The sequence below is a fragment of the Pseudomonas sp. ADAK13 genome (genome assembly GCF_012935715.1).
In the GTDB taxonomy this organism is placed as follows: domain Bacteria; phylum Pseudomonadota; class Gammaproteobacteria; order Pseudomonadales; family Pseudomonadaceae; genus Aquipseudomonas.
Genome location: NZ_CP052860.1, coordinates 433557 through 452013 on the forward strand (window position 1 = coordinate 433557; position 18457 = coordinate 452013).

Here is an 18457-nt window from a genome sequence, read left to right on the forward strand (position 1 = left end):
CCATGCAAACCGACACAACTCGCGAGAACCCGCAAGGCTCCGTGCCGCAGGCCGCTGATTCGAACCTGGATCTGTCCGCCACCGCGCCCGGCCAATTGCGTGTGATCAAGCGTAACGGCACTGTCGTTCCTTACACCGATGACAAAATCACCGTCGCCATCACCAAAGCGTTTCTTGCAGTTGAAGGCGGCACCGCTGCTGCCTCGTCGCGCATCCACGACACCGTTGCCCGCCTGACCGAACAGGTCACCGCAACGTTCAAGCGTCGCATGCCATCGGGCGGCACCATCCACATCGAAGAAATCCAGGACCAGGTCGAACTGGCCCTGATGCGTGCCGGCGAGCAGAAAGTTGCCCGCGACTACGTGATCTACCGTGACTCCCGCGCCAAGGAACGTGCCGTACGCTCCCCGGCCGAAGAAGCCGCCGTACAAGCTCACCCGTCGATCCGCATCACCCTGGCCGACGGTACGTTTGCACCGCTGGACCTGGGCCGCCTGAACACCATCATCACCGAGGCCTGCGAAGGCCTGGAAGAAGTCGATGGTGACCTGATCCAGCGTGAAACCCTGAAGAACCTGTACGACGGCGTGGCCCTGACCGACGTCAACACCGCCCTGGTGATGACCGCCCGTACCCTGGTTGAACGTGAGCCGAACTACTCGTTCGTGACCGCGCGCCTGCTGATGGACACCCTGCGTGCCGAAGGCCTGGGCTTCCTGAAAGTCGCCGACAGCGCCACCCACCACGAGATGGCCGACCTGTACGCCAAGGCCCTGCCTGCGTACATCGCCAAGGGTATCGAATTCGAATTGCTGAACCCGGTCCTGGCCACCTTCGACCTGGAAAAACTCGGCAAGGCAATCAACCACGAGCGCGACCAGCAGTTCACGTACCTGGGCCTGCAAACCCTGTACGACCGTTACTTCATCCATAAGGACGGTATCCGCTTCGAACTGCCGCAAGTGTTCTTCATGCGCGTGGCCATGGGCCTGGCGATTGAAGAGAAGCAGAAAGAAGACCGTGCCATCGAGTTCTACAACCTGTTGTCGTCCTTCGACTACATGTCGTCGACTCCGACCCTGTTCAACGCCGGTACCCTGCGTCCACAGCTGTCGAGCTGCTACCTGACCACCGTGCCGGATGACCTGTCGGGCATCTACCACGCGATCCACGACAACGCCATGCTGTCCAAATTCGCCGGCGGCCTGGGTAACGACTGGACGCCGGTGCGTGCACTGGGTTCGTACATCAAGGGCACCAACGGCAAGTCCCAGGGCGTTGTACCGTTCCTGAAAGTGGTGAACGACACCGCCGTCGCCGTGAACCAGGGTGGCAAGCGCAAAGGCGCTGTGTGTGCCTACCTGGAAACCTGGCACATGGACATTGAAGAGTTCATCGAGCTGCGCAAGAACACCGGTGATGACCGTCGTCGTACCCACGACATGAACACCGCCAACTGGATCCCTGACCTGTTCATGAAGCGTGTCTTCGATGACGGCAAGTGGACCCTGTTCTCGCCATCCGAAGTACCGGACCTGCACGACCTGACCGGCAAGGCCTTCGAAGAGCGCTACGAGTACTACGAAGCCCTCACCGAATACCCGGGCAAGGTCAAGCTGTTCAAGACCATCCAGGCCAAAGACCTGTGGCGTAAAATGCTCTCCATGCTGTTTGAAACCGGCCACCCATGGCTGACCTTCAAAGACCCGTGCAACCTGCGCAGCCCGCAGCAGCACGTGGGCGTGGTCCACAGCTCGAACCTGTGCACCGAGATCACCTTGAACACCAACAAGGACGAAATCGCCGTTTGCAACCTGGGCTCGATCAACCTGCCGAACCACATCGTCAACGGCAAGCTGGACACCGCCAAGCTGGAACGCACCGTGAACACCGCCGTTCGCATGCTCGATAACGTGATCGACATCAACTACTACTCGGTACCACAGGCGCAGAACTCCAACTTCAAGCACCGTCCGGTTGGCCTCGGCATCATGGGCTTCCAGGACGCGCTGTACCTGCAGCACATTCCTTACGGTTCGGACGCTGCGGTCGAGTTCGCCGACAAGTCCATGGAAGCGGTGAGCTACTACGCGATCCAGGCTTCCTGCGACCTGGCCGACGAGCGCGGCGCCTACGAGACGTTCCAGGGTTCGCTGTGGTCCAAAGGCATCCTGCCGCTGGATTCGCAACAGATCCTGATCGAGCAACGTGGCCAGAAGTACATCGACGTTGACCTGAACGAATCCCTGGACTGGGCGCCGGTACGTGCCCGTGTGCAGAAAGGTATTCGTAACTCCAACATCATGGCCATCGCACCGACCGCCACCATCGCCAACATCACTGGCGTATCGCAGTCGATCGAACCGACTTACCAGAACCTGTATGTGAAATCGAACCTGTCGGGCGAATTCACCGTGATCAACCCGTACCTGGTTCGCGACCTCAAGGCCCGCGGCCTGTGGGACTCGGTCATGATCAACGACCTGAAGTACTACGACGGTTCGGTGCAGCAGATCGAACGCATCCCGCAAGAACTCAAAGAGCTCTACGCGACGGCCTTCGAAGTGGACACCAAGTGGATCGTTGACGCCGCCAGCCGTCGTCAGAAGTGGATCGACCAGGCTCAGTCGCTGAACCTGTACATCGCCGGCGCATCGGGCAAGAAGCTGGACGTGACCTACCGCATGGCGTGGTACCGTGGCCTGAAAACCACTTACTACCTCCGTGCCCTGGCCGCTACCAGTACCGAGAAGTCGACCATCAACACCGGCAAGCTGAACGCTGTTTCCAGCGGCGGCAACCACGGTGATGATTCGGTTCTCGCCGCTCCTGCCGGCCCGGCGCCAGTGCCTAAAGCCTGCGCGATCGACGAGCCGGATTGCGAAGCTTGCCAGTAAGCTGAGCCGGTCCCGGGTTTAACCACCCAGGCTTGAATAACCCCCGATAGGCCTATGGCGTATCGGGGGTTTTCTTTTGCCCGCTAAAAAAGCGCGCGGGCCTTAGAACAATACGGTTGCCATACCGGACTGAGGCACGCCGCCTCGCTGCCCCCATAACTCAATCCGGCCGTTTATCACGGCCATCGAGTGCCCGCCGTATTCCACCGTCCCCACCTTGCTGTTTCTCAGATCCTCATCGGTCGCTGGCCTGTAACGTCCTTTCAGACCCAGGCGGTCCAGCCCCTCCCGCGCATACTCTCCATCGTTGAGGCTATTCATCGCCGCCTGGAAACTGCGTCCTGCCGTACCGTCGTTGTTTTCCATCTGCGCCCGCTTGGCGCTCGCCGCATACATGAAGTTGGCATCAGTCATCATGGCCGGGTCATCGCCCTTGAACCGAGCATGGGTGGCAGCCTGCTGCAATTCGCTCTGCGACAGGTGGAGTTTGAATCCATCACGCATGGTCACGTCGAAACCGTCACCGCTCTCCTTCACCTCCTTGAAGACGTCGGTGGGCTTCTGGCCAAACTGCATCATGGCGGCCTTTATCGCCGAGACAGTGATGCAGTTGCCGTCGGGGCCCTGGCTGAAACCACTCCAGATATTGTCCGGTTTTTTCCCCGGGTTGCTGTTGTCGGGTTTGTAGTTGAAATGTTTTGCGCCTTCGGTGAGCGGTTTGTTGCTCATGGACTCGGAGGGACCAAACCCGCCACCACCAAGGCCGCCACCGCCACCGCCGCCACCGCCGCCGCCACCGCCACCGCCACCGGGCGAAGGAGTGGGCGCCGGTGAAGGGGAAGGCGCATCCGGAAACAAGTCCGGAAACAGTGCCTTCAAAAGCGCCAACCACTGTTCGGATAACTCTTTCTTCAGTTGCTCGAGAATCTCCTTGAACGCTTCATCACCCAGCTCTTTTCGTTTTTCATGAAGTTTGTCGCGCAGGTCCTGGGCGGTCTGGCTCTTGGAGGTTTTTTCGGCGTCATCCAACTGCCTGAGCAGGCTTGTGACGGTTTCCTTTTCAGACGCCAGGTTATCCTTGATGCCATCCGAACCGCCGGCGCCCCTCTGGTACCGCCCTGCCCCCCAAACGTCATATGGCACACCCCCCGAACCATCGCGTGACACCGAAAGACCCCACATACCTTCCCCTCCACCAATAATCACAAGGCACAACGGCTCTTGGCTTGATAGGTGGTCAAACAGGCATCGCACGTTCCGGTAGACGACCAAAAAAAAAGCCCCTCGATCGAGGGGCTTTCCGGTGAAGCGGCTTAAAGCGACAGCATCAGGTCATCTGAATGATGGTCTGCATGATGGTGCTTTGGGTGGAGATGGTCTTGGCGTTCGCCTGATAGTTGCTCTGGGCCTTGATCAGGTCCACCAGCTCGTTGGTCAGGTTGACGTTGGAGTTCTCCAGGGAGTTGGCCACGATCGAACCCAAGGTGCCGGATTGCGGGGTATCAAACCCTGGCTGGCCCGACGCAAAGGTCTCTTTCCAGGTGGTGCCGCCGTTTGGCTGCAAGCCCTGCTCGTTGTTGAAACTCGCCAGGGAGATCTGGCCAATGGCCTTGCTCTGCTGATTGCTGAAAGTGGCGAAGAGTACACCGGTGCCGTCGATTTTCAGCCCGGTGATCTGGCCGGTGGCGTAGCCATCGGTGGTCGGCGGGTTGCGATAGGTAGCCGAGTTGTACTGGGTGATGTTCGCCATGTTGACGGCAACCCCGGCTGTATTGGCAGCCGCCCCGTTAGACGTCCAGACACCGTTGACCAGGCCGCCCGGCTTCCAGTCGGAAATGGTCAGCGTGGTATTGGAAGCGGTGGCTGGCGGGGTGACGATGCCCGTGAGCTTGCCCGAGCTGTCAAACGACAGCGTCGAGGCGACTGGCGCCTTGACGTCGGTGCCGGTGCCGCTGATCGGCGAGCCGTCAGGGTTACGTCCGTCGATCAGCGTGTAGGACTTCCAGGTGTTGGAGTCTGTCTTCACCAGGTACTGCACCATCGGATGCGCGTTGCCCTGCGTATCGTAAAGGGTGGTGGAGTACTGGGTAGTGAAGCTGTCCGACTTCGTCGGATCAAATGGGTGTGCCGTCTGGTCGATCGGCAGCTCGGACGAGTTCAGGTTACTGGTGGAATCCACCTTGCTCGACGCCTTCGGCGGCAGGTTCGACAGGTTCAGTTGCAGGTCGGTCAAACCACCCTTCTGAATGTTGCCATCGGCGTCGGCCGCATAGCCTTGCAGGCGCGAAGTACCGGTGTTGTTGGTGATGTAGCCGTCCTTGTCGGCACGGAAGGCACCGCTACGGGTGTACTCCAGCGAGCCGTCGCTGCCCTTCTGCACGAAGAAGCCGCCACCCTGGATCGCCATGTCCAGAATGCCGCCGCTGTTGTTGACGTCACCCTGGGTGAACTGCTGGGACACTGCCGCCAGGTTCACGCCATTACCGATGCTGTTCTGGCCGGTGCCCAACTTGGAAGCCGCGTAGATATCCGCAAATTCCGCACGGGACGACTTGAAACCGGTGGTCGCGACGTTGGCGATGTTGTTACCGGTCACGTCCAGTTGTTTGTTGGCCGCATAGAGGCCGCTAAGGCCGATGTTAAAAGACATTGTTCTCTCCTTTTGCCGTATTTAGCCGGCTCTATGTACCGATAGTCTGAATTTGCGACAGCTTGATACTGCCCATGCCGCCCGCCAGGTTAAGCAGCATTTCGCCGCCGTTCGTACCCAGGGTCACGCTGGTCACCGTTGCCGGCAGCGAGGTAGCCAGGGCAACCGAGTCACCCTTGTCATTCTTGGTGGTGGCATTGAAGGTGTAGGTGCCTGGAGGCGCCGTCTCGCCCGCATCGTTCTTGCCATCCCAGACAAAGCTGGAATTGCCGGCGCTCTGGGCGCCCATGTCGATGGTGCGTACGACGTTGCCGTCCTTGTCGGTGATCTTGACGGAGACGTTACCCGTCGCTGCCGTCACCGCCACGGAACCGGTCATGCTCTTGCTGGTATCAACCATGGCCTTGTCGGTCTGGGTGATCACCGAGCGCCCCACCAGCGACGAAGCCTGCAGCGCCTGCGAGGAACTGAAGTTGCTGGAAATCGCGTTCACCGAGTCATTCAGGGTGTTGATGCCTTCCAGGCTACTGAACTGCGCCAGCTGTGCCACGAACGCGCCGTTGTCCTGGGGCGACAGCGGGTTCTGGTTTTTCAGTTGGGTTACCAGCAGTTGCAGGAACGCGTCCTTGCCCAACGACTGGTTGCCGGTCGCCGAACTGACAGCGCTGCCGACGCTGCTGTTATCTGTCGCAGTCTTGACCTTGGAATTGAAAAGGTCCTGGACCGCCGTGTTGGTCGAACTGGTATCAACAATGGCCATTATTTGGCGCCCCTTATCACTGACCCAGGGTCAGGACCTTCTGCATCATGGTTTTGGCGGTGTTCATCATTTCCGCGTTGGTCTGGAACGAGCGGCTGGCGGAAATCATGTCGGCCATTTCCTCGACCACGTTGACGTTGGGGTAGTACACGTACCCTTTTTCGTTCGCGGCGGGGTGGTTCGGCTCGTAGCGGGCTTCGAGGTTGCTCTGGTCTTCGACCACACCGAGCACCTGCACGCCCTGGCCTGCGGCATCCTGGTTCTGGAACAGCGAGTCGCCGCTACCGCTCTGGCCACCCTGGCCGCCCTGGAACATGGTGGCGAACACCGGGTGCCGGGCGCGGTAGGTCTGGTCAATGCTCGACGACACGGTCTCGGCGTTGGCGATGTTACTGGCGACGGTGTTGAGGCGCGTGGTCTGCGCGCTCATGCCACTACCGGCAATATTGAAAACACTGGCGAGGGACATGGCTTACTCTCCACGCAGGGCTGACATCAGCCCTTTGAATTTGCTGTTGAGCAGGGTGAAGCTGGCCTGGAAGTTCACCGAGTTCTCGGCGTAGGCCGATTGCTCCAGCTGGGCGTCCACGGTGTTCTGGTCGATCGACGGTTGCATCGGCGTGCGATACAACAGCGACTCGTCACCATTGCCCAGGCCTTGCGCTTCGATATGACGGCTGTTGGTCATGTTCAGGGCGAAGGTGCCGTTCTTGGTCTTGTCTTGCTGTGCGGCGAGCACGGCAGAGAAGTCCAGGTCCCGAGCCTTGTAGTTCGGGGTGTCGGCGTTGGCAATGTTGTTGGCCAGGACTTCGGCACGCTGGGCGCGGAAGCCCAGGGCTTGTTCGTGGATACCGAGCGCTTTATCGAAGCTGATGCTCATGGCGGAAACCTTTAGGGGCTGACCTGCTTTTCGTAACTAGGATTTAGCAAGGGCCATGCCAAGTTGCCGGAGCGCCGTAAATCAAGGGTTTGCGACAGGATTGCCGGCGGCAATGCCAGAAAAGCGGCAAAGGGTTTCCGCGAAACGCCAGTAAAGCGGCAATGCCGGCTTGCCGCTTTGCGGTGTCTAGTCCTGAAATAGGTTTACACCTGTTTTAGCCTCAAAACGCCCGATGCACCGCATCGGGCGTTTTGTATTTCAGCGACAGATGAGGCCGCTCGTTGTTATAGATCAGCACCGACTCGTCTACCATCCGGATGGCCTCTGCAAAATCTTTGGGGCGATGCAGCAATAACTCGTTTTTCAAAATCCCATTCACACGCTCAGCCAATGCATTTTGGTAGCAGTCGTAGCCATCGGTCATTGAGCAGGTGATGCCGTACTTGGCATGCAACCGCTGATAAAGCTCGGAGCAGTATTGGACGCCTCTGTCCGAGTGATGCACCAGGCGTTGTTCCGTTGTCCGCTGCTTGAGGGCTTTTTTGAACGCCTGGATCACCGATTCGGCGTGCAAGCTTTCATGGATATGGTGCCCCACGATTTTTCGAGAGTACGCATCGGTGATCAAACTCAGATAAGCCACACCCGTTTGCGTTGGTAAGTAGGTGATGTCCGCAACCCATACTTGCTCTGGCGCCTTGGCGACTACCTGAATCGGCCCATCTTTGAGCCGGTTTGGATGACGGCGAAAGCGATGATGGCTGTCTGTCGTTTTGTGATAGGCCCGTCTGCGGGGAACCAGTTCGCGCCGATCTCGCAAGATATCGAATAAACGGTCTCGACCAACCTTTACGGTCACTTCTGGCTCAGTGCGCATTAGATTGTGAAGTTTTCGGGTGCCAATGCGCGGTTGCCGAAGTCGCTTTTCCCTCACGAATCCCATCACTTCCTGGGCATGACGGGCCCGGGCATCACACGCCCGGTTGCGCTTGTAATAAGCCTGGCGGGAAATCCCCATGAACTGGCAAGCCCGACTAATGCTCAGGTCTTGGATCTGCCCCTGGGAGAGGACTTACCGGATCGCTTTTTACGACAGAAACACCGAAGTCGTTCTTCAAAACATCAACGACGGCTTCGAAAAACTGAGCTTTCTGGTTGGCTTGGGCAAGCTTTTCTTCAAGCTCTTTGATTCGCTGTTCGGGTGTCAGCGGTTTATCGGGCTCATCCATGGAACGAGGTCTCTTGGAGCGAATGGACGCGCCTTGACTCCAGTCCTGCCGACCATGCCTGCGTAACCAATTCAGTACAGTCGTTTTACCCTGAATGCCATAGCGCTCTTGAGCCTCTTTATAACTCAACTCGCCTTTTTCGACCTGATCGACGACCGACAATTTAAAGGTTAGCGTGTAATCACGCTGACTGCGCCTTTCTCCCGTATTCATTACTCCCTCCTGAGAATGGGTCAGAAGGTGTAAACCTTATTCAGGACGGAACACGGCCATAAAAAAAGGGAGACCTCTGCAGGCCTCCCTTTTTTGTTCAAGCGCTCATCACTTGGCCTGGTAAATGATCCCCGGGCTGCACTGCACCATCTGGTAATGATCCGGCAAACCGTTCAGCGCCTCGGAAGCGCCGAGGAACAGGTAACCGCCACGCTTGAGGGTGCCGTGGATGCGCAACAGAATGTCTTTCTTCACCTCGGCCGAGAAGTAGATCAACACGTTGCGGCAAAACACCATGTCGAACTTGCCCAGGCTGGCATAACTGTCCAGCAGATTGAACGAGCGAAACTCCACCCGGCTCTTGATCGGCGCTTTGACCGCCCAGCGCCCCGCGCCTTTAGGGTCGAAGAAACGTTGCAACCGCTCCGGGGACAACCCGCGGCCCAGTGCCAGGCTGTCGTATTCGCCGGTCTTGCAATTGGTGAGCATGGTGCCGGACAAGTCAGTGGCAACGATTTGCGCCCCTGCCTTCAGTTGGCCCATGTTGGTCCGCTCGAACTCGTCGATGGACATCGAAATCGAATACGGCTCCTGCCCCGACGAACAGGCCGCCGACCAGATGCGCAGGCGCTGGCCGGGGGCAGCCTTGATGGCCTCGGGCAGCACCTTGTTCTTGAGCACCTCGAACGGATAGGTGTCACGAAACCACAAGGTTTCGTTGGTGGTCATGGCATCGACCACCATCTCCTTGAGCCCGCTGCGCGGCTGGCCCTGGATCCGCTGCACCAACTCCCCGAGGGACTTGATGCCTTGCTGCTCCATCAGTTTGTTGAGACGGCTGGATACCAGGTACTGCTTGTTTTCACCGAGCAATATGCCACAGGCTTTTTCCAGGAAGACCCGGAACTGTTCGAAATCCAAATTACCCGTAGACAATGATACCGCCTCTTAAATCGTGTGACCGCCAGGGAAAAAGCCCCTAGCCGTGATCTGCTGCCTTGATCCGGTCAACTACCCGGGATGCCAGGTCATCAGGGCGGAATTTGGCCAGGAAGTCATCGGCACCGACCTTCTTGACCATTGCCTGATTGAATACACCGGACAACGAAGTATGCAGGATGATATGTAATTTTTGCATGCGTGGGTCGTTGCGTATCTCGGCCGTGAGGGTGTAGCCGTCCATTTCCGGCATCTCGATGTCGGAGATCATCATCAGGAATTCTTCTTCCGGTTTCTTGCCCTCATCCACCAGCTTGCGCAGGTAATCCAGGGCCTGGCGACCGTCATTAAGCGCCACCACTTCAACGCCAACCGTCTGCAGGCAGCGGGACACCTGCTTGCGTGCCACCGAGGAGTCGTCCACCGTCAGCACCCGCAGCGAGATCGCCTTGTGCGCGGTCTCGGCGTCTACTACGCCGACCGAAATCGCCTCGGAGGTCGGCGCCACTTCGGCGAGGATTTTCTCCACGTCGATGATTTCCACCAACTGGTTGTCGACCCGCGTCACGGCCGTGAGGTAGTGATCGCGGCCGGTGCCCTTGGGCGGCGGATGGATCTCTTCCCAGTTCATGTTGACGATGCGTTCCACCGAACGCACCAGGAAACCCTGGGTCTTGGTGTTGTACTCGGTGATGATCACGAACGGACTTTCGCGGTCCTGCAAACCCGCCGAACCGGTGGCCATGGCCAGGTCAAGAATCGGGATGGTCGCGCCACGGATGTTCGCCACACCGCACACCACCGGGCTGGACTTGGGCATTATTGTCAGCTTGGGACACTGCAGCACCTCCCGCACCTTGAAGACGTTAATCCCGTAAAGCTGCTTGCCGTCCAGACGAAACAGCAGCAACTCCAGGCGATTCTGCCCCACCAGCTGTGTGCGCTGGTTTACTGAATCCATTACACCGGCCATGCCCAGACTCCTACGCTAAAACTTAGGGGTACGACGCGTACCCAACACTAAACGGCACGAGCTTTGCTTTTTTATTGGCCATGGACATCAAAACGACAGTTTCCCGACGCCCCCGATCCCCACAGTACCGCAGATTGATCTGCGTCTCGATGGCGTTGCTTGCCCTGGCTGCGGGCCAGCCGGCCCGTGCCAGTAACGTCACCTTGCCTGATCTGCTTATCGGCGTCACTCAGGGCTTTCTTGAGTTCACTGTAGAAGATTATCTGGCGACCACACAGACGCCGGGGCGCTATGAAATCCAGGTCAACCAGCTGGATCCGCGCCTGCGCATGCCGATGTGCGACAAGGAATTGACAGCCTCCCTCGAAAGCCCGGCCCAACCCATCGGGCGCGTGACCGTGAAGGTTCGCTGCGAAGGCGCCTCGCCCTGGACGGTGTTCGTGCCAGCCCAGGTCAAGCTGTTTCGTGACGTGGTGGTGGTGACCCGGCCGTTGAAACGCACCGGAATCATTGGTTACGAAGACGTTGCCATGCGTGAACGGGACATCAGCCTGATCACCCAGAGCTACCTCACGTCCGTTGACCAGGCGATCGGGCAGAAACTTACCCGACCAATGGTCACCGACCAAGTGATTACCCTGGTCAACCTTGAACAGGCCGAAGTGGTGCGCAAGGGCGACCAGGTGGTGATTTCCGCCAGCAGCGGCGGACTGAATGTAAAAATGCCCGGGGAAGCCCTGTCCAACGGCGGCATGAGTGAACAGATTCGCGTCAAGAACCTCAATTCCAACCGCGTGATCAAGGCCCGGGTGACGGCACCCGGGCAGGTTGAGGTGGCTTTATAGATCACTGGCATAGGACGCCAGCTTTTCCTACACTGTGCGCAAAGCAGCATCGCGTATAGGTTTATTGTCAATCGAGCCTAAAGTTTGTCCGGGTATGGCCGAAAACATGGCAAGCGTCCAAATACCCAGAGGTTTTTTTAACATGGTCATCGATTTCAGTCGTTTGAATAACGCCCTGCCAACGCCTGGCTCTTCGCGCACCAGCGGTGCCAAAGACAGCGTTGAAGCCAAGTCCCAGCCTCTGCCTGCCAAGACAGAACAGGCCGGTGCCAGCCAAAGCGGGGAATCGGTACACCTGAGCAATGAGGCTCAACAGTTGCAGAAGGTCACTGACTCGCTGAGCGATCAGCCGGTTGTCAATAAAGCCCGCGTGGCCGAATTGAAGCAGGCGATTGCGGATGGCAGCTATAAGGTCGACAGCAACCGTGTAGCCAGCAAGCTGCTTAACTTCGAAGCCGAGCGCTAGGCAAAGGCCTGCGCCAGGCTTTTGGACGCTTAAACCCCAAGGCCAGCCATGCACGACGAAAACTTGCTACAACTGATCATTGAAGATTTGACTCCCGCACAGCAGTTGCTGGAGTTACTTCGGGAAGAATCCCTGGCCCTGTTCGGCCGCGACATGCGCATGCTGGAAGAAATTCTGGCTCGCAAGCAATCGCTGATCGTCCTGCTGGAACAACACGGCAAGAAACGCAGCCAGATTCTCGTCAGCCTGGGCCTGCCTGCCGACCACAAAGGCCTGGAGCAACTCGCCAGCCACTCCACGGTCGGCGACCAGTTGCTGGCCCAGAGCAAAGAACTCAACCAGTTGCTGACCCTGTGCCAGGAAACCAACATCGTCAACGGCCAGGCGATCCAGCGTCAACAAGCCACGACCGCCAATCAGTTGCGTATCCTCCACGGCGGCGAGCCTCCAGCCCTCTACAACGCTCAAGGCTCCACCTCACGCCTGGCCAAGCCAAGCACCCGCAGCCAAGCCTGAAACCAGTTTAAGCGCGCCCTATCCAAGGCGCGCCACATGCTGGCAAAATGAAAGCACTTGCGTGTAGTCGTATTTTGTCTGGAGATGGAAGAACCGTGTTCAACGCCCTTAACGCGGAAGATGCTCCGCAGCCACCCAAGGTACTCACCACGCCGCTGGAAATCGCGGGCACCTTGCGGATGCTGCAAGAGAGCCACGACCCGCTGATCATCACCTTCCACGAACGCAACCAGCGCTTTCAAAGCTACCTGGTCGAAGTCGACCGGGACAGCAAGTCGCTGGCCCTGGACGAAATGATCCCGCGTGACGGCGAACGCTACCTTGAGAATGGCGAAGCTTTCCGTATCGAAGGTTTTCATGATGGCGTGCGAGTGGCCTGGGAAAGCAACGGCACCCTGACCCTTGACGAAGCCCACGGCCACCGCGTTTATCGCGGCAGCATGCCCGACGAAGTGATTTACCATCAGCGCCGCAATGCGTTCCGCGCGGCCCTGAAGCTGGCGCAACTGGTGAACGTCGAGCTGGGCGGTGAAAAACTCAAGGCCCCCATCGGCGGCAAGCTGCTGGATATTTCCGCCACCGGCTGCAAATTGCGTTTCGAAGGGGACATCTCCGAGCGCCTGCAACTGGGCCAGGTCTACGACCGCTTCATCGCCGCCCTGCCCTTTGGCAGCATGACCACCTCGGTGGAACTGCGCTATCTGCACTTCGAAGAAAGGATCAACACCACCTTCGCCGGCGTGCGCTTTCACAACATGAGCGGGCTGGTGCAGCGCCAGGTCGAACGGTTCGTCTACCAACTGCAGCGCGAAGCGCGTCGGTTCGACAAGGACGACGATCTTTAAGCAGTAAAAGGCCGCGAAAAAAAAACGGGCAGCTCCTTAAAGGAACTGCCCGTTTTTGCTTTCAGGGGCGCGCCCTGCTCAGGTCGTGAGGGTGATCATCCGGGTCCGGATGCTCCAGGGGCTCGGTGACAAGTTCCGGCTCATCCACCACCGGCTCGGGATCCACCTCGGGCTCCGGGTCCGGAACGGCGGTCTGCATCTGCTCCTGCACCACCTGCTCATCCACACGCGGGTCGAGGCATGCCACCAGTGGCGAACTGGACATGCTGTCGGGCATCGCCACGTGGTGCAGCGGTGCGTCGTCCACCTGATGCAGGTTGGTGACCGCCTTCGGCCGGATGCGCCAGACCAGGATCAACGCACACAGGCTGAAAAACGCGTACAGCATGTGGCTGCCGAACAGCTTCATCACCACACCTGCCAACAGCGGACCGACACTCGCGCCGACCCCGTAGGTCACCAGCAACATTGCCGTGAGCGACACCCGGCGATCGCCCTCGACGTGGTCATTGGAGAACGCCACGGCCAACGGATACAGGCAGAATTGCACCAGGGAGCAGAGAAAGCCCGCAACAAACAGCACTTCCAGCGGCACCTGACTCATGATCGCCAGCGGCAGCGCGGCCACCGCCAGGCACAAGGCGAAGCAGCGGATCAACAGCGCGCGGTCATAGCGGTCAGACAACCAGCCCAGCGGCCATTGCACCAGCAGCCCGGCGAAGATGCAGCTACCCATGAACAGACCGACCTGCTCGGTGGTCAGCCCTTGCTGCGAGGCATAGAGCGGCGCCAAACCATAGAACGAACCCACGATCAGCCCAGCACCCAACACGGTACTGAGGGACTGTGGCACCCGCTTGATAAAGAAACGCGGTTCCATCGGCGCCGGGTGCAGGGGCGCCGGGTGAATGCGGCGAGTCATCGCCACCGGTACCAGGCACAGCGCAAAACACAGCGCGACCAGCATCAGCAACTCAAGCCCCAATTGCGGGTGCATCACAAGAATCAGTTGGCCCAGCACCAGGCCCAGGTACGACGCGATCATGTAGCCGCTGAACACCACGCCCCGCTGCTTGGCGTCTGCCTGCTCGTTGAGCCAGCTCTCGATGACCATGTACTGGCACATCATGCCGAGGCCGACAATCATCCGCAGCACGATCCAGGCCGGCAGCCAATTGATCAGCCCGTGCCCGAGCACCGCCGCGCCGACAATCCCGGCACAGGTGGCATACGCCCGGATATGCCCGACCCGGGCAATCAGGCGGTGACCGATCTTGCCCCCCAATACCAGGCCAAAATAGTTGGCCGCCATCAACGCACCGACCCACAGGCTGTCGACGTGGTCTGCCGCCAGGCGCAAGGCCAGGTAAGTACTGAGCAGGCCGGAGCCGATCAGCATCATCAAGGAGGCAAAATAAAGGGCTCGAAAAGATTTCCAGATCTGGCGCATCGGCGTTCCGAGCGGCTCCTTGCAGTGGGGGTTCAGGGCTACCGGAATGATAGTCCCGCGTCGTCGGGTCCGGACAGCCAAAACACGCGGTTGCCGGGGAATATTTTGCTCATGCCAATTGGCTACGTGTCAGACGCTCGACAATGACCCGCGAGGTACACGATGCAGACGAATACTTGCGTCGCCCCGCTCTTGCCTCCCGTGTGAACGTCAAACGCCGGCAAGGTTCGGTTGGTGTTTGAAAAGACTGGCGCACCTGGACGCCCAGCCACAAAAAAGCCCCGCCAGACAAATCTGATCGGGGCTCTCTGACGTTTCAGCCACTTGGGCAGCAACGATTATATGGTGTCCCAGGGCCGGTTCGAACGGCCAACCTTCCCCTTAGGAGGGGGATGCTCTATCCAATTGAGCTACTGGGACAAATGACAGCCATCGGGCCAGAGGCGCGGCGATAGACGGCGTGCATGTTAACGGCGCAGGTGAATTTTGTCATGTCGTCCGTGGGCTTTTTGAGTGTAGGCCCATGCCCGCGATCGCAAGTCGCATTCCGCTCAATGATTACGGGCAATCCGCAGCCATCGTGCAAAATGCACTCCCCCAAAATGCCATCATTGCAAATTGCAACATCACACCTACCTGGACAGTAATTAACTATTTGATTTTAAAGGATTTATTATCAAATAAAGACTGGCACGGCACCTGCAATCCTTTATCCTACAAATACAGTCCGGCCCAGCCATCTGCGGAGAACATGCCCATGAACAGCGCACTTCTACTAGCCCTCAATACCGTTGCATTGGCTGCGCTGGTGATGTTCCATTTTCAATCCAACACCTCCGACGACGCGGCGCAAGTCAGCCAGGCGATCCCCCATCACCTGCAGCAACGCCCGCAACTGGCGGTCATGAAGCCGAACATGCAATCACCGCTGCAACTGACCCAGGGCACTCAAGCTGCCCCTTCGACTGAACACTGGGTTTTCTGAACCGCTTACCGGAGTATTCCATGACCAAGCCCGCCTGGCTGTTTCTGACACTGGCCCTGGCCTGCGCCGGCCTCGGCCTGAACGTAGTGTCGCAAGACCTGCAGACCGTCTCTTTCGTCGCCGCCGGTGTGTTTGGCAGCCTGTGGGTACTGGCAATCGTCATTGGTCGCCGCATCAAATTCGACCCCGTACTGCGCTGAATCTCCCCGCTCGTCGCCCTTCCGAAACTAGCTGCCACCTACCGGATCATTCGTCCGGGCAGCTGACCATATGTCGCTCCGCCCTCGTAAATTGGCAATTTGCCACTAATCTTAAAGTTAAGGGCAAAAGGCCATATTGCTATAGGATGTGCGCCCGAAAAGCCTTTTGCGCCTAGGGCCCGCGGCCTTGCCCCCTGTTTGGGTGCAACCGTGGAAAAGTTTTCCAACCAGTCCGCAAATTTTGAAATGAGTACTGGCATAAAGCCGGTAGCCGGTTCAATATTTGTCACAGAATTGACGCCAAGGAACTGGCAAATCTGAGGCATGATGCGGCCTCTTTGCAATTCAGGTTGAACATTTGGCAGCAAGCCTTGTCCTAACATTCATCTTGCGGCCAATTCCAAAAACCGCTCCCCTGAACTAACCGGTTAAATATATGCGCCCATTGAAACAGGCAATTTATTCCAGCCGTACGGCTGACAAGTTCGTCGTACGTCTGCCAGACGGAATGCGGGAACGCATTGCCGAGGTGGCTCGCAATCATCACCGCAGCATGAACTCCGAAATCATCGCACGCCTGGAACAAAGCCTGATTCAGGAAGGTGCGCTGGGCGACGAGCTGAGCATGCGCCTGGACAGCCCCGAGCTGTCACTGCACGAACGCGAACTGCTGCAGCGTTTTCGTCAGCTCTCCCACCGCCAGCAAAATGCTCTCGTCTCGCTTATTGCACATGACGTTGAGGCAGCCGCAGAAGCCAACTGATTGGCAACCGAAAGCTGAAAGCCAGCCATGCGCTGGCTTTTTTTTGCCTGTGATTTGGTAAAGAAAGGATCAAGGGGCACAAGCCCCTTGATCGGGAGAAGGGATCAAAGCAGGAAGATGGTGGCCAAGCCCAGGAAGATGAAGAAGCCGCCACTGTCAGTCATGGCCGTGATCATCACACTGGCGCCCATGGCCGGGTCCCGCCCAAGGCGCACCAGGGTCATTGGAATCAGCACCCCCATCAGGGCCGCCAGCAGCAGGTTAAGCGTCATGGCCGCAGTCATGACCACCCCGAGCGACCAACTGCCATACAGCAGGTACGCCACGATACCGATGACACCACCCCACACCAGGCCATTGATCAGCGCGACCGCAAGCTCCTTGCGCATCAACCGCTTACCGTGCCCGGTGCCCACCTGATCCAGCGCCATGGCACGTACGATCATGGTGATGGTCTGGTTACCCGAGTTACCGCCAATACCCGCCACAATCGGCATCAGTGCAGCCAAGGCCACCAGCTTCTCGATGGAGCCCTCGAACAGGCCGATGACCCGTGAAGCAATAAACGCGGTAATCAAATTGACCGCCAGCCAGGCCCAGCGGTTACGCAGGGATTTCCAGACTGACGCAAAAATGTCTTCTTCTTCCCGCAGACCCGCCATGTTGAGGACTTCGCTTTCGCTCTCCTCACGAATCAGGTCGACCATTTCATCGATGGTCAGACGGCCGATCAGCTTGCCGTTCTTGTCGACCACCGGGGCCGAGATCAAGTCATAACGCTCGAACGCCTGAGCGGCATCGTAAGCGTCTTCGTCGGGATGGAAACTCACCGGGTCACTGGCCATGACGTCCGCGACTTTCTTCTCCGGGTCATTGACCAGCAGGCGCTTGATCGGCAGCACGCCCTTGAGAATGCCTTCGTAATCGACCACGAACAGTTTGTCGGTATGGCCTGGCAGCTCCTTGAGGCGGCGCAGGTAACGCAAAACCACTTCCAGGCTGACGTCTTCGCGGATGGTGACCATCTCGAAGTCCATCAGCGCGCCGACTTGCTCCTCGTCGTAGGACAACGCGGAGCGCACACGCTCACGCTGTTGGCCGTCGAGGGTTTCCATCAGCTCATGGACGACGTCACGCGGCAGCTCGGAAGCCAGGTCAGCGAGTTCGTCGGCATCCATGTCCTTGGCAGCAGCCAGGAGCTCATGATCGTCCATGTCGGCGATCAGGGTTTCACGGACCGAGTCGGATACTTCGAGGAGAATGTCGCCGTCGCGATCAGCCTTGACCAACTGCCAGAGGGTCAGACGATCATCAAGCGGCAAGGCTTCGAGGATGTAGGCGACGTCGGCGGAGTGCAGGTCATCGAGCTTGCGTTGCAGCTCGACGAGATTTTGCCGGTGAACCAGGTTCTCGACCCGGTCATGATTCGGGCCTTCCTGGCGATGCGTCAGGTCTTCGACCACGCGCTGGCGCTGCAGCAGCTCAACGACTTGAGCCAGGCGATCCTGCAGGCTTTCTTGTGTTTTCTTTACTTCAACTTCGGTCATAGGCGAACTCCACTCCCAGCAGCAGGGCACGCCGGAAGGATCAATCAGTCAATTCATGATTGGTAAAACGGGGTACTGAGTAACTACTGGGTAAGTCCATGGAGGTGTTCCACAAGCCCCGGCGGGGCTGACGGGCGCAATGATACACCGGGCGACCGCTTTTAACGTCAAAAAACTGGAAAGAACAAGCGCTTGCGACACAAAGCTGAGCATTGGCCGCAGATATGAACTGCGACGACGCAGCCCCAAAGGAAAACACATGGGCAGGAGAAAAAGTCGCGACGGGAAATAAAAAC

At 58.4% G+C, this 18457-nt stretch carries 18 protein-coding genes and 1 tRNA gene; 8 read left to right on the forward strand and 11 right to left on the reverse strand.

What is annotated here, in order from left to right; translation table 11 throughout:
* The first annotated feature begins 2 nt into the window (after window positions 1-2).
* The gene (locus HKK54_RS02070) at window positions 3-2900 is read left to right on the forward strand and encodes a ribonucleoside-diphosphate reductase subunit alpha (protein ID WP_010165776.1); all 2898 of its coding nucleotides are present in this window, start codon (window positions 3-5) and stop codon (window positions 2898-2900) included.
* Between the two features lie 102 nt (window positions 2901-3002).
* On the opposite strand, the gene HKK54_RS02075 is transcribed toward HKK54_RS02070, so the two are convergent.
* From HKK54_RS02075 to HKK54_RS02110, 8 genes are all read right to left on the reverse strand, one after another.
* Window positions 3003-4082 carry a hypothetical protein gene (locus tag HKK54_RS02075; protein WP_169386030.1) on the reverse strand — a complete coding sequence of 360 codons (1080 nt, stop codon included), beginning with the start codon at window positions 4080-4082 and terminating at the stop codon, window positions 3003-3005.
* A gap of 145 nt (window positions 4083-4227) precedes the next feature.
* The gene (gene flgE, locus HKK54_RS02080) at window positions 4228-5550 is read right to left on the reverse strand and encodes a flagellar hook protein FlgE (protein ID WP_010165772.1); all 1323 of its coding nucleotides are present in this window, start codon (window positions 5548-5550) and stop codon (window positions 4228-4230) included.
* 31 nt (window positions 5551-5581) lie between these two features.
* Window positions 5582-6310: a flagellar hook assembly protein FlgD gene (gene flgD / locus HKK54_RS02085; RefSeq protein WP_010165771.1), complete on the reverse strand. Its 729-nt coding sequence runs from the start codon at window positions 6308-6310 to the stop codon at window positions 5582-5584.
* Between the two features lie 16 nt (window positions 6311-6326).
* On the reverse strand, window positions 6327-6779 hold the full coding sequence (gene flgC, locus HKK54_RS02090) for a flagellar basal body rod protein FlgC (protein ID WP_003214244.1): 453 nt from the start codon (window positions 6777-6779) through the stop codon (window positions 6327-6329).
* A 3-nt stretch (window positions 6780-6782) separates the two neighbouring features.
* Window positions 6783-7190 carry a flagellar basal body rod protein FlgB gene (gene flgB / locus HKK54_RS02095; RefSeq protein WP_003214246.1) on the reverse strand — a complete coding sequence of 136 codons (408 nt, stop codon included), beginning with the start codon at window positions 7188-7190 and terminating at the stop codon, window positions 6783-6785.
* A 220-nt stretch (window positions 7191-7410) separates the two neighbouring features.
* A protein-coding gene (locus HKK54_RS02100; protein WP_442962319.1) for an IS3 family transposase occupies window positions 7411-8632 on the reverse strand; the annotation gives its coding sequence in 2 pieces (ribosomal slippage) (window positions 7411-8263 and window positions 8262-8632; 1224 coding nt in all).
* Between the two features lie 108 nt (window positions 8633-8740).
* A complete protein-coding gene (gene cheR / locus HKK54_RS02105) occupies window positions 8741-9568 on the reverse strand; it encodes a protein-glutamate O-methyltransferase CheR (RefSeq protein WP_010165768.1) in 828 nt (275 codons plus the stop codon).
* A gap of 43 nt (window positions 9569-9611) precedes the next feature.
* On the reverse strand, window positions 9612-10544 hold the full coding sequence (locus HKK54_RS02110; RefSeq protein WP_003214250.1) for a chemotaxis protein CheV: 933 nt from the start codon (window positions 10542-10544) through the stop codon (window positions 9612-9614).
* A gap of 80 nt (window positions 10545-10624) precedes the next feature.
* Here HKK54_RS02110 and flgA point away from each other — a divergent pair, with 80 nt between their 5' ends.
* The 4 genes from flgA to HKK54_RS02130 all read left to right on the forward strand — a co-directional run bounded on the left by flgA (window position 10625) and on the right by HKK54_RS02130 (window position 13216).
* Window positions 10625-11389 carry a flagellar basal body P-ring formation chaperone FlgA gene (flgA, locus tag HKK54_RS02115; RefSeq protein ID WP_169386031.1) on the forward strand — a complete coding sequence of 255 codons (765 nt, stop codon included), beginning with the start codon at window positions 10625-10627 and terminating at the stop codon, window positions 11387-11389.
* Window positions 11390-11531: 142 nt separating this feature from the next.
* Window positions 11532-11855, forward strand: coding sequence for a flagellar biosynthesis anti-sigma factor FlgM (flgM, locus tag HKK54_RS02120; RefSeq protein WP_169386032.1), 324 nt, complete (start codon window positions 11532-11534; stop codon window positions 11853-11855).
* Between the two features lie 48 nt (window positions 11856-11903).
* Window positions 11904-12371: a flagella synthesis protein FlgN gene (locus tag HKK54_RS02125; RefSeq protein ID WP_169386033.1), complete on the forward strand. Its 468-nt coding sequence runs from the start codon at window positions 11904-11906 to the stop codon at window positions 12369-12371.
* 95 nt (window positions 12372-12466) lie between these two features.
* On the forward strand, window positions 12467-13216 hold the full coding sequence (locus HKK54_RS02130) for a flagellar brake protein (RefSeq protein ID WP_010165759.1): 750 nt from the start codon (window positions 12467-12469) through the stop codon (window positions 13214-13216).
* 61 nt (window positions 13217-13277) lie between these two features.
* On the opposite strand, the gene HKK54_RS02135 is transcribed toward HKK54_RS02130, so the two are convergent.
* The gene (locus tag HKK54_RS02135) at window positions 13278-14666 is read right to left on the reverse strand and encodes an MFS transporter (protein WP_169386034.1); all 1389 of its coding nucleotides are present in this window, start codon (window positions 14664-14666) and stop codon (window positions 13278-13280) included.
* A 343-nt stretch (window positions 14667-15009) separates the two neighbouring features.
* Window positions 15010-15086 (reverse strand) — tRNA-Arg (locus HKK54_RS02140).
* A 337-nt stretch (window positions 15087-15423) separates the two neighbouring features.
* Here HKK54_RS02140 and HKK54_RS02145 point away from each other — a divergent pair.
* The 3 genes from HKK54_RS02145 (at window position 15424) to HKK54_RS02155 (ending at window position 16614) form a co-directional block, all read left to right on the forward strand.
* Window positions 15424-15651, forward strand: a complete 228-nt coding sequence (locus HKK54_RS02145; RefSeq protein WP_010165755.1) for a hypothetical protein — start codon at window positions 15424-15426, stop codon at window positions 15649-15651.
* A gap of 20 nt (window positions 15652-15671) precedes the next feature.
* Entirely contained in the window at window positions 15672-15851 is a 180-nt protein-coding gene (locus HKK54_RS02150; RefSeq protein WP_010165753.1) for a PA3371 family protein, read from the forward strand.
* A 436-nt stretch (window positions 15852-16287) separates the two neighbouring features.
* A complete protein-coding gene (locus HKK54_RS02155; RefSeq protein ID WP_003175643.1) occupies window positions 16288-16614 on the forward strand; it encodes an Arc family DNA-binding protein in 327 nt (108 codons plus the stop codon).
* Between the two features lie 104 nt (window positions 16615-16718).
* Here HKK54_RS02155 and mgtE read toward each other — a convergent pair whose 3' ends face one another.
* Window positions 16719-18161 carry a magnesium transporter gene (gene mgtE / locus HKK54_RS02160; RefSeq protein WP_010165747.1) on the reverse strand — a complete coding sequence of 481 codons (1443 nt, stop codon included), beginning with the start codon at window positions 18159-18161 and terminating at the stop codon, window positions 16719-16721.
* Between the last annotated feature and the right edge of the window lie 296 nt (window positions 18162-18457).

Coding starts and splice junctions, on each gene's coding strand:
- HKK54_RS02070 (WP_010165776.1), top strand. CDS start 3: ATGCAAACCGACACAACTCGCGAGAACCCGCAAGGCTCCGTGCCGCAG.
- HKK54_RS02075 (WP_169386030.1), bottom strand. CDS start 4,082: ATGTGGGGTCTTTCGGTGTCACGCGATGGTTCGGGGGGTGTGCCATAT.
- flgE (WP_010165772.1), bottom strand. CDS start 5,550: ATGTCTTTTAACATCGGCCTTAGCGGCCTCTATGCGGCCAACAAACAA.
- flgD (WP_010165771.1), bottom strand. CDS start 6,310: ATGGCCATTGTTGATACCAGTTCGACCAACACGGCGGTCCAGGACCTT.
- flgC (WP_003214244.1), bottom strand. CDS start 6,779: ATGTCCCTCGCCAGTGTTTTCAATATTGCCGGTAGTGGCATGAGCGCG.
- flgB (WP_003214246.1), bottom strand. CDS start 7,190: ATGAGCATCAGCTTCGATAAAGCGCTCGGTATCCACGAACAAGCCCTG.
- HKK54_RS02110 (WP_003214250.1), bottom strand. CDS start 10,544: ATGGCCGGTGTAATGGATTCAGTAAACCAGCGCACACAGCTGGTGGGG.
- flgA (WP_169386031.1), top strand. CDS start 10,625: ATGGACATCAAAACGACAGTTTCCCGACGCCCCCGATCCCCACAGTAC.
- flgM (WP_169386032.1), top strand. CDS start 11,532: ATGGTCATCGATTTCAGTCGTTTGAATAACGCCCTGCCAACGCCTGGC.
- HKK54_RS02125 (WP_169386033.1), top strand. CDS start 11,904: ATGCACGACGAAAACTTGCTACAACTGATCATTGAAGATTTGACTCCC.
- HKK54_RS02135 (WP_169386034.1), bottom strand. CDS start 14,666: ATGCGCCAGATCTGGAAATCTTTTCGAGCCCTTTATTTTGCCTCCTTG.
- HKK54_RS02145 (WP_010165755.1), top strand. CDS start 15,424: ATGAACAGCGCACTTCTACTAGCCCTCAATACCGTTGCATTGGCTGCG.
- HKK54_RS02150 (WP_010165753.1), top strand. CDS start 15,672: ATGACCAAGCCCGCCTGGCTGTTTCTGACACTGGCCCTGGCCTGCGCC.
- HKK54_RS02155 (WP_003175643.1), top strand. CDS start 16,288: ATGCGCCCATTGAAACAGGCAATTTATTCCAGCCGTACGGCTGACAAG.
- mgtE (WP_010165747.1), bottom strand. CDS start 18,161: ATGACCGAAGTTGAAGTAAAGAAAACACAAGAAAGCCTGCAGGATCGC.